Annotated in this window: 14 protein-coding genes; 5 read left to right on the forward strand and 9 right to left on the reverse strand. The window is 64.0% G+C overall.

What is annotated here, in order from left to right; genetic code table 11:
- On the forward strand, positions 1-1,285 hold a 1,285-nt coding region (gene groL / locus IVB47_RS01010), incomplete at its 5' end, for a chaperonin GroEL (protein ID WP_247459389.1).
- 121 nt (positions 1,286-1,406) lie between these two features.
- Here the strand turns inward: groL and lepB are convergent.
- Both lepB and IVB47_RS01020 read right to left on the reverse strand, forming a co-directional pair.
- A complete protein-coding gene (gene lepB / locus IVB47_RS01015; RefSeq protein ID WP_247459391.1) occupies positions 1,407-2,153 on the reverse strand; it encodes a signal peptidase I in 747 nt (248 codons plus the stop codon).
- A gap of 109 nt (positions 2,154-2,262) precedes the next feature.
- On the reverse strand, positions 2,263-3,096 hold the full coding sequence (locus tag IVB47_RS01020; RefSeq protein WP_247459540.1) for a LysR family transcriptional regulator: 834 nt from the start codon (positions 3,094-3,096) through the stop codon (positions 2,263-2,265).
- A gap of 131 nt (positions 3,097-3,227) precedes the next feature.
- Between IVB47_RS01020 and IVB47_RS01025 the strand changes: the two genes are divergently transcribed.
- The 3 genes from IVB47_RS01025 to IVB47_RS01035 all read left to right on the forward strand — a co-directional run bounded on the left by IVB47_RS01025 (position 3,228) and on the right by IVB47_RS01035 (position 5,937).
- Complete coding sequence (locus tag IVB47_RS01025) at positions 3,228-3,821, forward strand: cysteine hydrolase family protein (RefSeq protein ID WP_247459393.1); 594 nt, start codon at positions 3,228-3,230, stop codon at positions 3,819-3,821.
- A gap of 13 nt (positions 3,822-3,834) precedes the next feature.
- Positions 3,835-4,473 carry a glutathione binding-like protein gene (locus tag IVB47_RS01030; RefSeq protein WP_247459395.1) on the forward strand — a complete coding sequence of 213 codons (639 nt, stop codon included), beginning with the start codon at positions 3,835-3,837 and terminating at the stop codon, positions 4,471-4,473.
- A 111-nt stretch (positions 4,474-4,584) separates the two neighbouring features.
- The gene (locus IVB47_RS01035) at positions 4,585-5,937 is read left to right on the forward strand and encodes a caspase family protein (RefSeq protein ID WP_247459397.1); all 1,353 of its coding nucleotides are present in this window, start codon (positions 4,585-4,587) and stop codon (positions 5,935-5,937) included.
- An 18-nt stretch (positions 5,938-5,955) separates the two neighbouring features.
- Here IVB47_RS01035 and IVB47_RS01040 read toward each other — a convergent pair whose 3' ends face one another.
- From IVB47_RS01040 to IVB47_RS01070, 7 genes are all read right to left on the reverse strand, one after another.
- Positions 5,956-7,392: an NAD-dependent succinate-semialdehyde dehydrogenase gene (locus IVB47_RS01040; RefSeq protein WP_247459398.1), complete on the reverse strand. Its 1,437-nt coding sequence runs from the start codon at positions 7,390-7,392 to the stop codon at positions 5,956-5,958.
- 12 nt (positions 7,393-7,404) lie between these two features.
- Entirely contained in the window at positions 7,405-8,064 is a 660-nt protein-coding gene (locus IVB47_RS01045; RefSeq protein ID WP_247459400.1) for an ATP-binding cassette domain-containing protein, read from the reverse strand.
- Positions 8,064-8,765, reverse strand: a complete 702-nt coding sequence (locus tag IVB47_RS01050; protein WP_247459401.1) for an ABC transporter ATP-binding protein — start codon at positions 8,763-8,765, stop codon at positions 8,064-8,066. The genes IVB47_RS01045 and IVB47_RS01050 overlap by 1 nt, the downstream gene beginning before the upstream one ends.
- Positions 8,762-9,505 (reverse strand): ABC transporter ATP-binding protein, encoded by a 744-nt coding sequence (locus tag IVB47_RS01055; protein WP_247459402.1) that lies wholly within the window; start codon positions 9,503-9,505, stop codon positions 8,762-8,764. Before IVB47_RS01055 ends, IVB47_RS01050 begins: the two co-directional genes overlap by 4 nt.
- On the reverse strand, positions 9,502-10,545 hold the full coding sequence (locus IVB47_RS01060; protein WP_247287200.1) for a branched-chain amino acid ABC transporter permease: 1,044 nt from the start codon (positions 10,543-10,545) through the stop codon (positions 9,502-9,504). The genes IVB47_RS01055 and IVB47_RS01060 overlap by 4 nt, the downstream gene beginning before the upstream one ends.
- A 5-nt stretch (positions 10,546-10,550) precedes the next feature.
- Positions 10,551-11,471: a branched-chain amino acid ABC transporter permease gene (locus IVB47_RS01065; protein ID WP_247400321.1), complete on the reverse strand. Its 921-nt coding sequence runs from the start codon at positions 11,469-11,471 to the stop codon at positions 10,551-10,553.
- Between the two features lie 105 nt (positions 11,472-11,576).
- Positions 11,577-12,821, reverse strand: a complete 1,245-nt coding sequence (locus IVB47_RS01070; protein ID WP_063995819.1) for an ABC transporter substrate-binding protein — start codon at positions 12,819-12,821, stop codon at positions 11,577-11,579.
- 184 nt (positions 12,822-13,005) lie between these two features.
- Between IVB47_RS01070 and IVB47_RS01075 the strand changes: the two genes are divergently transcribed.
- Entirely contained in the window at positions 13,006-13,839 is an 834-nt protein-coding gene (locus IVB47_RS01075) for a MurR/RpiR family transcriptional regulator (RefSeq protein WP_247459404.1), read from the forward strand.
- Positions 13,840-13,849 lie beyond the last annotated feature (10 nt).

The raw sequence follows: 13,849 nt of genomic DNA on the forward strand, positions 1-13,849 counted from the left end.
TATCGACATGGCGGTGGAAGCCGTGGTCGCCGACCTCGTCAAGAACTCCAAGAAGGTCACCTCGAACGAGGAAATCGCCCAGGTCGGCACCATCTCCGCCAACGGCGACGCCGAAATCGGCAAGTTCCTCTCCGACGCCATGAAGAAGGTCGGCAACGAGGGCGTCATCACGGTCGAGGAAGCCAAGTCGCTCGAGACCGAACTCGACGTCGTCGAAGGCATGCAGTTCGACCGTGGCTACATCTCGCCCTACTTCGTCACCAACGCCGACAAGATGCGCGTTGAATTCGACGACGCCTACATCCTGATCAACGAGAAGAAGCTCTCCAACCTGAACGAACTGCTGCCGCTGCTCGAAGCCGTGGTGCAGACCGGCAAGCCGCTGGTCATCGTCGCCGAAGACGTCGAAGGCGAAGCTTTGGCCACGCTTGTCGTGAACCGTCTGCGCGGTGGTCTGAAGGTCGCGGCCGTCAAGGCTCCGGGCTTCGGCGATCGCCGCAAGGCCATGCTGCAGGACATCGCGGTTCTGACCGGTGGTCAGGCGATCTCTGAAGATCTCGGCATCAAGATGGAGAACGTCACGCTCGCCATGCTCGGTCGCGCCAAGAAGGTGATGATCGACAAGGAGAACACCACGATCGTCAATGGCGCCGGCAAGAAGGCCGACATCGAGGCGCGCGTGTCCCAGATCAAGGCGCAGATCGAGGAAACCACCTCGGACTACGACCGTGAGAAGCTCCAGGAGCGTCTTGCCAAGCTCGCGGGCGGCGTCGCGGTGATCCGCGTCGGCGGCGCGACCGAGGTCGAGGTGAAGGAGCGCAAGGATCGCGTCGATGACGCGATGCATGCGACCCGCGCCGCGGTCGAGGAAGGCATCGTCCCGGGCGGCGGCGTCGCCCTGCTCCGTGCCTCCGAGCAGCTCAAGGGCCTGCGCACCAAGAACGACGACCAGAAGACCGGCGTCGAGATCGTGCGCAAGGCGCTCTCCGCGCCGGCTCGGCAGATCGCGATCAACGCCGGTGAAGACGGCTCCGTGATCGTCGGCAAGATCCTCGAGAACAAGTCGTACGCTTACGGCTTCGACTCGCAGACCGGCGAATACGGCGATCTCGTCAAGAAGGGCATCATCGACCCGACCAAGGTGGTTCGCGCGGCGATCCAGAACGCGGCTTCGGTTGCGGCTCTCCTGATCACCACGGAAGCCATGGTCGCCGAGCTGCCCAAGAAGGGCGGCTCCGGTCCCGCGATGCCCCCGGGCGGCGGCATGGGCGGCATGGATTTCTAAGTCCAGCCATTCCGGCAAACGACAAAATGCGAAACCCCGGCAGCGATGCCGGGGTTTTTGTTTTCTCCGCTCCTCATTCCAGAGCGGCGCGCAGCGCCGGGCCCGAAATGACGGGACGGCCTCACCACACCTTCCCCAGCCGCTCCATGTGCGGCTCGCCGTGCTGGTCGAGCGACCAGAATATCCTCGTCACCTTGCCTACCAGATTATCCATCGGCACGAATCCGATCGACGACATCACGCGGCTGTCGCTCGAGTTGTCTCTGTTATCACCGAGCACGAAGAAATGGCCCGGCGGCACGGTGTAGACGTCGGTGTTGTCGTAGTAGCCGTTGTCGACGCAGTCCTGCGTCACGTAGGAGGCGCCGTTCGGCAGCGTCTCGCGCCAGCGCTTGGCCTTCGCAGCGTCATCCGCGCCGCAAGTGGAGCCGGCAACCACCGCCTTCAGGGCAACGCGTGTCACCGCGCGATCGTTGAGGATGAGCTGGCCCTGCCGCATCTGGATGCGATCACCGGGTAGCCCGACCACGCGCTTGACATAGTCGACCGAGGTGTCCTTTGGCGTCCGGAACACGACGACGTCGCCATGCTCGGGCTCGGCGGCCCGGAAACGCCCAGAGATCCATGACGGCGCGAACGGAAACGAATAGCGGCCATAGCCATAGGCATATTTTGCGGCAAAGACGTAGTCGCCGACGACCAGCGTCGGCGTCATCGAGCCGGACGGCATGTTGAACGGCTGGAACAGGAAGATGCGAAACAGGAACGGCGGCGACCACAGCACCGGAATCAGGAGGATCAGGATGACGATCGCCTTCCATTCCCGCACTTTGGCTTGCGGGTGGATGGTTTCCTGAAGAGTGGTCATGCGCCTGCCCTGATCAAGCCCGTGGTCGTCACGAGATTACGCAACCTTCGCGCGCACGCAATCCCATTGCTTGGTCGCGCCGCGCGCGGATCGCGTTCACGGGTCGCAATCAGCCGCGCGCGAGATCGCTGAAGGAACGGCGGATCCATTCGATGGTGAGCCGCGTCGCCGGATCTCGCTTGAGATGGTTCTGCACCAGCAGCCAGACGTCGCGGCGCCCAGGCAGCAGTGTGGCGCGCAAGCGGCGATCGCCGAGCAAGTCCGCGCAGACATGCTCCGGCAACACGCCGGCGGCCTGATGCGCGCGGATCAGGTTACGGATGACGCGAACGTTGTCGGTGACGCAGCGCGCGTGGGCTTGCTTCATACGCAGGAATTGCATCTCGGGAATGGCACCGAGTTCGTCCGGATAGGCGCACAGCACCGGCTCGCCCTCGGTCGTAATAGGCTCGAAATAATAGAGCTTGACGTCACCGAGCCTGGAGATCGCGAAGTCGCCCTTGTCAGGCTTGCGCAGACGGATAGCGAGATCGGCTTCCCAGCGCGAGAACTTGACGTTCTCGCTCGAGGTGAGGAATTGCAGCGTCAGGCCGGGATTGGCGCGCAGGAAGTCGCTCGCGCGGGGCGACAGAACCTCCTCGGCAACCGTGTTGGTGGAGGCGATACGCAGGCGTCCCACCGGGCCTGCCAGACTCTCGCCGACGCGACCGATCTCGGCGGCATGTGCGGCCATCGCCTCGACATGCGCCAGCACCGCCTCGCAACTCCGCGTCGGCCGACGCTGGCCGTCCACCGCATCGAACAGCGGCACGCCGAGATCGCGCTGGATGCGTGCAAGCCTGCGGCCGACGGTGGTCTCGTCGATGCGCAGCCGTGCGCTGGCGCCGGCATAGGTGCCCTCGTCCCTGACCGCGGCGATGATGCGCAGATCGTCCCAATTCATGGCGATGAACCTATCAGGCACGACCGGCTCCTGCAAATTTGCAGCCATATGCTGCAATAGTCCTGCACATTGGCAGGCCGCCGTCCCGCTACTGTCGCGCCATCCGATACCGCCAGGAAAGCCCAACCCGCATGACCGCCCCAAAAACCCTGCTTGAATTGTCCGGCGCAGATCTCAATCCGGCCAGGCTCGCCGATTCCTGCCTCGTGCTGATCGACATCCAGAATGAATATTGCGCCGGCCCGCTTGTATTGCCGGATGCGGAGCCCGCGATCGCCGCCGCCGCGCGCCTGCTGGCCCGCGCGAGGACGAGCGGCGCTGCGATCTTCCATATCGCGCACAAGGGACGTGCCGGCAGCCTGTTCGACCGCGAGGCCGCGCGCGGCGCGATCGTCAGGAACGTGGCGCCGCTCGCCAGCGAAGCCGTGATCGAAAAGGCGCTGCCGAATGCTTTTGCCGGCACCGACCTTCAGGTCCGGCTGGCCGCAACCGGACGCACGAACATCGTGCTGGCCGGTTTCATGACCCATATGTGCATCAGCTCGACCGCCCGCGCCGCGCTCGACCTCGGCCTGCGCACGACGATCGCAGCCGATGCCTGTGCAACACGCGATCTTCCCGACGGCCGCGGCGGAGCGCTCTCCGCAAGGACCATCCACGAAGTCGCCCTGGCCGAATTGTCGGACCGGTTTGCGATCATCGTGCAAACCGAGGCGCTGACCTGAAGGAGCGTGGGCGATGCTGCAACTCTATTTCTCCCCGATGGCCTGCTCGCTTGCGAGCCGCATCGCGCTGATGGAAGCGCGCCTCGAGGCCCGCTATCATCCGGTCCATCTCCAGACCAAGCAGGTCGTGGACGACGGCAGCGATTTCTTCGGCGTTTCGCCGAAGGGCGCCGTGCCGGTCCTGGTGCTGGAGAATGGCGAGCGGCTGACCGAATGCGCCGCGGTGCTGCAATACATCGCCGATTTGAAGCCCGAGACGGGCCTTGCACCCGCGTTCGGGGATCCCGACCGGTATCGGCTCCAGGAATGGCTCAGTTTCGTCGGGGCCGAGATCCACAAGGCGTTCCTGTTTCCAACCTTCTGGTACAAGGACGACGCCTCGCTCGCCAAGCCGCGTGCAAGGATCGCGCAGACATTGTCGATGCCTGCCACGCATCTGGCGGGCCGCGAATTCCTCGTCGGCAACAGCTTCACCGTCGCGGATGCCCACCTCACCTGGGCTTTGCTGCTGCTTCGTCCGGCAGGAGTCGACATCGCGCAATGGCCATCGTTGTCGGCCTATCTCGCGCGCATGCAGGCCCGACCGGCCGTGCGGGACGCGATTGCGACCGAAATGGCCGTGCGCAAGACGATGGCGGCGAGCCCGGCATGACAGGATGTCACGGCCGGGAAATCCGCGCGTTTTCTCTGGCAGGGCATTGATGTCGGCGCGGCATGCGCTAATCTGGAGGGATATTTTTCGACATTTCATTGGAAGGCATTCATGCGTGCTCTTTCCAGATTTTGCCCGGCCGGACTTTGCCTCGCCCTCCTCGCCTGCTGGCTTTTCGTCGCGCCGGCATCGGCGGAAACGCGGGTCGCACTGGTGATCGGCAACGGCGCCTATGCCAGTACGGCGAAGCTTCCCAATCCGTCTCACGATGCCGAAGACGTCGCCGCCTCGCTCAAGCGCAGCGGCTTCGAAGTGCTCCAGGGCAGCGACCTGCGCCAGGCCGACATGCAGGACCTGACCATCCGCTTCGCGCGCGCCGCGAGCAAAGCCGACGTCGCCATGTTCTACTACAGCGGCCATGCGATGCAGTACAACGGCGTGAACTATCTGATGCCTGTCGACGCCGTGCTGAGCGACGAAGCGGATCTGAAGCGCTTCGTGCGGGTCGACGATATCGTGAACGATCTGCAGCAGGCCAAGAACCTGCGCATCCTGATCCTCGATTCCTGCCGCGACAATCCGTTGGCCGAAACCTTGAAACGCTCCGCCGGCATGACGCGCGCTGCCTCGATCGGGCGGGGCTTGTCGAAAGTCGAAGCACCACGCGGCACGATCGTATCGTTCTCAACCCAGTCAGGGCAGACCGCGGCCGACGGCAGCGGCCGCAACAGCCCCTATACGACGGCGTTCCTGAAGCACATCGAGGAGCCCCAGGAGATCGGCGAGGTCTTTCGCGACATCAGCAGCGACGTCTACGATTCCAGCGGCAAGACCCAGCTCCCGGAGCTGTCGCTGTCGATCATCGGCAAGTTCTACCTGAACGGGCCGGTGTCGGTCACGGTAGCGCCGGCGGCGCCGCAAGCCGCACCCCGGGCTGATCCCTGCGCGGCAGCAGAGGCGCACTGGAAGGCCGCGGACGGCATCGGCACGCTTGGCGCATACGAGGACCATCTCACGAGATTCCCAAATTGCATCTTCGCCACGCTTGCCAAGGCCCGAATTGAAGGTCTGAAGCAGAAAGTGGCGCTCGCGCCGGCAAGCGGCAACGCCCGTACCGCGAAGGACTTCGACGGCAATTGGGACGTGACGTTGAACTGCCCGCCTACTGGCAAGGCGCAGGGCTTCACCCGGGCCCTGTCTGCCACGGTTGCGAACGGCGTCTTTCATGCCGACGCCCAGGGCCAGGGCGCCGTCAACCGCCTGGAGATCGATGGCCAGATCCCCGCGGACGGCAAGACGACCTTGAGCGCGCGCGGAACGACGGGGGCGAGCACCTACACTCTCAACAACCTCGCGCCCGGCTCGCCCTACGCCTTTACGGTGGATGCGCAGTTCGATCGCACCCGCGGCACCGGCAAGCGCAACGAGGCACGCGCCTGCGGCCTGGTCTTCGTCAAACGCTGATCGTGCATCGTCCAGCGTTCACACGCCGGTCTGACTGATAAACTTGGTATTGAAATAGCCCTCCATCGCCTCGGTGCCGCCTTCCGAGCCGTAGCCGGAATCCTTGATGCCGCCGAACGGCACTTCGGGCAGCGCGAGACCAAAACTGTTGATCGACATCATGCCGGCTTCGATCGCCGAACCGATCGCGGCCGCCGTCTTGGCCGAGCTGGTGAAGGCGTAGGACGCCAGCCCAAAAGGCAGCCGGTTGGCCTCCTCGACCACCTCGTCGAAGGATGAGAAGCGCGAAATCAGCGCGAGCGGGCCGAACGGCTCCTCGTTCATGGCGCGCGCATCCTTCGGCACGTCGCTCACCACGGTCGGCACGAAGAAATGACCCTTGTTGCCGACGCGTTTGCCGCCGGTCTCGAGTTTTGCACCCTTGCCGACGGCATCCTGCACCATACCTTCGATGGCGGTGACGCGGCGGGGGTTGGCGAGCGAACCCATTTTGGAGTCGGGATCGAGGCCGTTGCCGACCTTGAATGTCTTGGCGCTGTCGACAAAGGTGTCGACGAATTCACGGAACACGTCATCCTGCACCAGCATCCGCGTCGGCGAGATGCAAACCTGACCGGCATTGCGATATTTTGCTGCCGCCAGAATCTTGGCCGCCGACGCGACGTCGGCGTCCTTGAAAACGATCGCCGGCGCATGACCTCCGAGCTCCATGGTGGCGCGCTTCATGTGCAAGCCGGCGAGCGCATTGAGCTGCTTGCCGACATGGGTCGAGCCCGTGAACGAGATCTTGCGGATCACCGGATGCGGAATGAGATATTCGGAGATCTCGGCAGGAACGCCGTAGACCAGGTTGATGACGCCATCGGGCACGCCGGCATCCGCAAATGCACGGATCAGTTGTGCGGGCGAGGCCGGCGTCTCCTCCGGGGCCTTGACGATGATCGAGCAGCCGGCGCCGAGTGCGGCGGAGAGCTTGCGCACGACCTGATTGATCGGAAAATTCCAGGGCGTGAACGCTGCGACCGGGCCGACCGGCTCCTTGATCGCGAGCTGATAGATGCCCGGGCCGCGCGCGGGGATCAGCCGGCCATAGGCGCGTTTGGCTTCTTCAGCAAACCACTCGATCACGTCGGCGGCGGCCATCGCCTCCATTTTGGCTTCGCCGAGAGTCTTGCCCTGCTCCATCGTAAGCAACGGTGCGATCTCGTCATTGCGCTCGCGCATGATCGCGGCGGCCTTGCGCATGATCCGGCAGCGCTCGAAGGGAGCAACGTTTCGCCAGATCTTGAAGCCCGCGCTGGCTGCGGCGAGTGCCTCGTCGAGGTCGGACCGTCCGGCATGGGCGACGGTGCCGATCACCTCTTCGGTCGCGGGATTGCGCACCTCGATCACCTTGCCCGAATGGGCCGGTCGCCATTTGCCGCCAATGAAAAGCTGGGTGTTCGAATAGGCCAATGGATTCTCCTTTTAGGTCGAGCTGTGAACGGCACCGCGACAAATCGCGTCCGCCGCCCTTGTCATTTCCGGCCCGAGATAAGCGCGACAGCGCGGATCTGCGACGAGCGCGCCGAAATTCGCCATGGGTGTTACGCTACCGCCGGCCACGAACAGGAATCGTCCGGCGATCTCGGCGAGGATCTCGAGGTGCCAGGCGGCCGTCGGGTGCATGCAGAGCACGACCAGCCGGCCCTCGTCGCGCAGCTTGCGGAAGAAATCGAGCATAAAGCCGATATAACCGTCCTGCAGGTTGAACTGCGGTTCGTCGAACAGGTGCACCAGCGGCGTCGGGGTCGGCGATGGCGCCAGGAAGGCGGACGGAATGCGCTTGCGAAAGCGCCTGACCTGATACGATTGGTGATAGTGGATCGCGAGCCGATCGCGCTCACGATATTTGACGCCATGGATATCGGTGCCCGCGACCAGCACGCGCCCCGAGGTCGGTGCGTTCGAGCCCGTCATCATCTCGAACAGGGTCGTCTTGCCGGCCCCATTCGGGCCGACGACACCGACGATGTCAGGTTCGTCCAGCGACAGGTTCGCCTGCAGCGCGAATGACGGTCGGCGGATCACGCGGCCCCTTGTATAGACCTTCCGCACGTCGTCGAGAACGAGCAGCGGTGCGGCCACTATTGTACTCCCAGCAAGCGCTGACGAAGCCCGCGATCATCGCGCAAGACCGCGGCCTCCCCGGTCCAGACGATCCGGCCGCGGTCGATCACCGCGGCATGGTCTGCGACCGACAGCGCGATCTCGGCGTTCTGCTCCACGACCAGCGAGGCAATGCCCTCGTCCTTCATGCGCAGGATCGTCGCAAGCACGTCGCCGACGATTTTTGGCGCTAGTCCCTGGCTCGGCTCGTCGAACAGCACCAGTCCCGGCGAGCCGACCAGCGCGCGGGCGATCGCCACCATCTGCATTTCGCCGCCCGACAGGTTTTCGCAGTCGCGCTCCACGAGATATTCGAGGGGTGAGAAGATCGCAGCGGCCTCCTTGAGGCTCCAGTGGCGAAAGCGCGTGCGCTTTTGCGCGATCGACAGGTTGCGTGCGACCGTCAATGTCGGGCACAGCCGGCGGTCGTCGGGCACCCAAGCGATGCCGGCGCGCGCAATCTCGTGGGTTGGATCGCGCGTGACATCGTGGCCGTCGAAACAAACGGAGCCGCGGCGTGGGCGCGTCAGCCCGAGAATCGAGCGGAGCATTGTCGTCTTGCCGGCGCCGTTGGGGCCGAGCAGCGCAAACACCTTGGCGTGCTCGATCGCGAGCGAGGCGCCGAACAGCGCCTGGGTCTCGCCGTAGAAGGTATCGACCGCGTCCACTTCGAGGATCATGCGAACTTCCCGAGATTGGAGCGCCGCACCCATTCGTTCTGCTGCAGTTCGTGTGGCGTTCCGCGCGCCACCACCTGGCCCCAATGGATGACCGAGATGCGGTCAGCCAACGAGAACAGGAACTCCATATCGTGCTCGATGGCGACGATGGTCAGCCGCCCCTTCAGGCGAGCAATCAGGGTTGCGAGCCGTTGCACCCCATCGGAGCCGAGACCGGAGGTCGGCTCGTCCAGGCACAGCACGCGGGGCGCCTGCGCCAGGGCGACCGCGATCTCCAGCGCGCGCCGGTCGCCATAGGACAGGTCCTTCGCTCGGATGCCGCCCTTGTCGGCAAGCCCGACCGCTGCGAGCGCTTCGGTGGACTTCGCCGCAAACCGGCTGTCGCCTGCCGCTGCGCGCGCGACATCGTGGCCACGGGCGCGAAACTCGGGCAATCCCATCATGGCGTTGTCACGCGCGGAGAACTCGTCGAACAGCGTCATGATCTGAAATGAGCGGGCGATGCCCTTGGCGGCGATGCGGTGCGGGCTGAGGCCCGTGACATCCTCGCCGCCGAGCAGGACTCGGCCCCGGTTCGGCTTCACTCGGCCGGTGAGGACATTGAAGAATGTGGTCTTGCCGGCGCCGTTCGGACCCATCACACCGTGAAACTCGCCCTCCGCGACCGCGAGATCGACGCTCTCCAGCACGACGCGATCGCCGAAGCGGACATGAACGGCCGCGGCTTCGATCATGTTCATCGCCCGCTCCCGAACAGCAGCCGCATCGCCGAGGTACCGCGCTGCCGTAAGGCGCCGAGAGAGTGCTGCTGCACGGCAGCGGAGATCGCGCCGGCAATGCCTTCGGGGCGGAACAGCACGATCGCGATGAAAAGCAGACCAAAATAGAGCATCCAGGCATTGGTCAGCGCGCCGATCACGTCGCGGGCGGTGAGGAAGAGAAACACGCCGATCACCGGGCCCCAGAAGCTGACAAGCCCACCGCCGACGAGCGTCATCATCACGACGTAGCCGGATTGATGCAGGCTCATGACGTCAGGGAATGCGGCGAGCTGAGCCATGGCGAACAACCCGCCGGCAAAGCCCGAGACCGCGGCCGACAGCGCAAAGACCGCGACCTTGTAGAGCCAGACATTATAGCCGAGATGGCTTGCACGAACTTCGCTCTGCCTGATCGCAGCGACCACGCGGCCATAGGGAGAGTGCACCAGCCGCCACAATGCAGCGGTGCCGACCGCAAAGACGGCGAGCACGAAATAGTAGAACGCGACATTGTCGGTGAGATCGAAAGACACCAGCCCGAAATCGGCCGGCAACCGTTTGATCTTGAGTAGGCCGTCTTCGCCGCCGGTGACCCGGTGCGATTTGATCGCCAGTGTCCAGAAGATCTGGCCGAAGGCAATCGTCATGAAGGCATAATAGATGCCGCGCCTGTGCGAGATGAACAGCGCCACCAGCACGCCGGCGAGGCCCGCGACCGCGGCCGCGGCCATCAGACATATCCAGAGATTTGCAACGATTTCGAGCTGGCAGAGACCGAACGCATAAGCGCCGATGCCGAAATAGGCGCCATGACCGAACGACGGAAGTCCGGCGGTGCCCAGCACCAGGTTGAACGCGAGCGCGTAGAGCGACCAGATCAGGATTTCGATGCCGAGATAGGGATAGAGCCCGATCCGCGTGATCCAGAGCGGCACTGTTGCAAGCACGAGCCAGAGCACCAGCATCGTCGGCGTCACGAGGCGCGCGGCGTCCGGTGAAGATTTTGATTCCACAATCATTCCCTTTAGGCTTCGAGCACGCTCTTCTTGCCCCAGAGGCCACGCGCGCGGAACGTCACGACGGCAACGAGCAAGATGTACATCGACAACAGCGACCATTCGGACGCGTAGGCACCGGCGAGGCCGACACACAGTCCGACCAAAAGACCCGCCACGACCGCACCCCAAAAACTACCGACGCCCCCGAGCACGATCACCAGGAATGCAGGAATGACGGCATCGACGCCCATATGCGGGCGAATGCCCCAGATCGGCGCGACGATGATGCCCGCGATCGCGGCCAGCATCGTGCCAAACACGAACACCAGCAGCCGCAATCGTGACAGATTGATGCCGAGCGCGCGCACGATCTCACTGTCATGCGCGCCGGCCTTGACCGTCGCGCCGAAGGAGGTCTTTTCGATCAACAGCCAGACCAGGCCGATGACCCCGGCGGCGATACCCGCTGCGTAGAAGCGATAGGTCGACCAGATCAGGTCGCCGAACAGGAAGCCGCCATTGATGGCAGACGGCACCTGCAGCACGTAGTCGCGCGTGCCCCAGACCAGGCGGATCATCTCCTCGATCACCATCGCGGCGCCGAAGGTCAGGAGGAGCCCGTACAGCGGATCCTTGCCGTAAGTGCGCCGCATGCAGAGCTCGATCAGCATGCCGACCAGACTCACGATCACGGGCGCGATGATCAACGTGGCGGCATAGCGCCAGCCGAGCGGCAGCGCGAGCCACGCTTTCGCAAGTTCCGTCGGCAATGGCGGGCGCGGCCCCGTGAGTTGCATGGCGACATAAGCCCCGAGCGCGAACAGGGATCCGTGCGCGAGGTTGATCTGCTCCATCAGCCCGACGATGAGCATGAAGCCGAGTGCGATCAGCGCGAACAGCAGGCCGAGCGTCAGGCCGTTGAGGAGATGCGGAAGAAGGTCGAACAAGGTTTTTGGCTCTCGCAACTGGCATGTGTCACCCGGGACGCTGATGGTCCCGGTGCGCGGCGCGCGAGATGCGCGCCGCTCGTTCTGCGACGTGACGCGCCGTCTTCAGGAGTCGACGGTCGGCACCTGCTCGTAGGGCGTGAGCTTGCACTTGCCGGCCGCCGCATCGTCAGCGGCGGATTTCGGCTCTGTCCAGCTGATGATCTCGAACAGATCGGTATTGTCGGCCGGCTTGGCGTTGCGTCGCGCCAGGTAGATCGTCTGCTGCATCTGGTGCGTCATCGGATCCATGTAGGCGTCGAAATGCTGCATGCGGTCGGTCGCCGAGACCTTCAGGTTCTCAAGCTCCTTGATGATCTTGACGTTGTTGGTCGACCCAGCCCGCTCGATCGCGCGGAGCAGCTCGCGCGTGGACATGTAGCCGTTGTAGGAGACATTGCCTGGCACCGGGATCGGGCCGTCCTTGTTGGCGGCCTGCCACTTCTTGACGAATTCGGCGACGCCGGGCAGCGGCAGCTTGTGATACCAGGTCGTGCCGAACACGCCGAACAGGCTGTCGGGCGCACCCCACACGTCGGGCCAATCCTGCTGGTTGTTGATCCAGGCCGGCTTGCCGTCGAGCTTGAGCTGCGCCACCTGCTCGCGCAATGCCTTGATGTCGTCGCCGCCAACCGCGGTCGCCACAACGTCGGGCTTGGCCTGCTGGATCTTCAGCAGATAGGCGGTGAAGTCGCGCGTGTTCTGCGGCACCAGCAGATTGTCGAGGATCTTGCCACCAGCGCTCTCGACCTGCGTTCTTGTCGCGGCAGACGTCGTGTGACCCCAGACATAGTCGTTGGTCAGCAGCATCCAGTTCTTGCCGATGGAGTCCACCGCATTCTTGACCGACGCCTTGGAAAAATTGGTGCCGTTGCCGTCCCAGACGAATTTCACGCGTGAGCAGTTCTCCCCGGCTTCGCTCGGCGCCGAGGAATTGGTGTTCATGTAGATCACACCGTATTTGCTGGCGACCTGCGTGATGGCGTTGGCGACGCCCGAATGCAGCGCGCCGATCAGGATGGTGCAGTCCTCGCGGGTGATGAAGCGTTCGGCGACGCGGCTGCCGGTGGCTGGCGTCGTCTCGGTGTCCGCGGTGATGAACGTGACCTGGCGCCCGAGTACGCCACCTTTGGCGTTGATCTCGTCGATCGCCATCTTGATGCCGCGGAAATCATCCTGGCCGCTGTTGCCGTATTGACCGCTGGCATCGCAGGTCAGGCCAAGCTTGATCGGTTTCGCGCCTTGCGCCCAGGCATGATTCTGCCGCCACGGCCCAAAGAAGCTGCCGGTGCCGCCGATGACACTCGCCATCAAGCTGCCCTTCAGAACGCTTCGCCGTGAGATCTGACGCCCTCTCATCGTGTCCTCCCGTTTTCGAAGTCTTTTGCTTTTTTGTGAGATTAGAATATTCATTCCATCCGTTATGTAAAGTAGAATATTTGATCCAAACGATGAAATGCCGTTAAACAAGCGACCGATCCGGAGATCCGACTCGATGAACAAGGCGGCTGGCGCCATGAGTTATGACGAACTGCGCGGCGCGATTGCGCAGCGGCACCGGGCGCTGTCCGGCCGGCTGCAGCAGATCGCGGAGTTCGTGCTCGATCACCCGACCGATGTCGCGCTCGGCACCGTGGCGGAGGTGGCGCAGCGCTCAGGGGTGCCGCCGTCGGCGATCGTTCGGTTCGCGCATGCGCTCGGGTTCGGCGGCTTCACCGAGATGCAGCAGGTGTTCCGCTCACGCCTCGTTGCCGGCGTCGCGCCAAGCTACAAGGCGCGCCTCGCCCGCATGAAGAGCCAGGAGAAGTCAGTGCTCGGCCGCCAGCCGGCCGCGGTATTGTCGCGCTTCGTGTCCGAAGCGCAATCATCGCTGGTCGCGCTCAGCCAATCCGTCCATGCGCGCGAACTCGACGCCGCAACCGCGATCCTTGCCAAGGCACGTGACATCTATCTGCTCGGCCTGGGCGGCTCGTTTCCGGTTGCGATCCACCTCGCCTACGTGCTGCGCAAGCTCGGACGGCGCGTCGTCCTGCTCGACGGTCTTGGCGGCAGCATCCACGAGCAGTCGCACGCGGCGACATCAGACGACGCGCTGGTCGCGATCAGCTTCCGAAATTACTATCCGGATACGGCGCGGTTGTTTCCTGAACTCGTCGCGCGGCGCGTGCCCACGATTTCCATCACCGACAGCCTTTTGAGCCCGATCGTCGAGGGCGCGAGCGTCGTGTTCGAGATCCAGGATATGCCTGAGCCCGCGCTGCGTACGCTTGTCGCACCGATGTGCCTCGTGCAGGCGTTGGCGATCGGCCTCGACCTCGCAGCAGACTGACATTCACAAC

The organism is Bradyrhizobium sp. 62 (genome assembly GCF_023073035.1).
Lineage (GTDB): Bacteria > Pseudomonadota > Alphaproteobacteria > Rhizobiales > Xanthobacteraceae > Bradyrhizobium.

Bases quoted from the DNA above. Each gene is read 5' to 3' on its own strand.
- lepB (WP_247459391.1), bottom strand. From the start codon at position 2,153: ATGACCACTCTTCAGGAAACCATCCACCCGCAAGCCAAAGTGCGGGAA.
- IVB47_RS01020 (WP_247459540.1), bottom strand. From the start codon at position 3,096: ATGAATTGGGACGATCTGCGCATCATCGCCGCGGTCAGGGACGAGGGC.
- IVB47_RS01025 (WP_247459393.1), top strand. From the start codon at position 3,228: ATGACCGCCCCAAAAACCCTGCTTGAATTGTCCGGCGCAGATCTCAAT.
- IVB47_RS01030 (WP_247459395.1), top strand. From the start codon at position 3,835: ATGCTGCAACTCTATTTCTCCCCGATGGCCTGCTCGCTTGCGAGCCGC.
- IVB47_RS01035 (WP_247459397.1), top strand. From the start codon at position 4,585: ATGCGTGCTCTTTCCAGATTTTGCCCGGCCGGACTTTGCCTCGCCCTC.
- IVB47_RS01050 (WP_247459401.1), bottom strand. From the start codon at position 8,765: ATGATCCTCGAAGTGGACGCGGTCGATACCTTCTACGGCGAGACCCAG.
- IVB47_RS01055 (WP_247459402.1), bottom strand. From the start codon at position 9,505: ATGAACATGATCGAAGCCGCGGCCGTTCATGTCCGCTTCGGCGATCGC.
- IVB47_RS01060 (WP_247287200.1), bottom strand. From the start codon at position 10,545: ATGATTGTGGAATCAAAATCTTCACCGGACGCCGCGCGCCTCGTGACG.
- IVB47_RS01070 (WP_063995819.1), bottom strand. From the start codon at position 12,821: ATGGCGAGTGTCATCGGCGGCACCGGCAGCTTCTTTGGGCCGTGGCGG.
- IVB47_RS01075 (WP_247459404.1), top strand. From the start codon at position 13,006: ATGAACAAGGCGGCTGGCGCCATGAGTTATGACGAACTGCGCGGCGCG.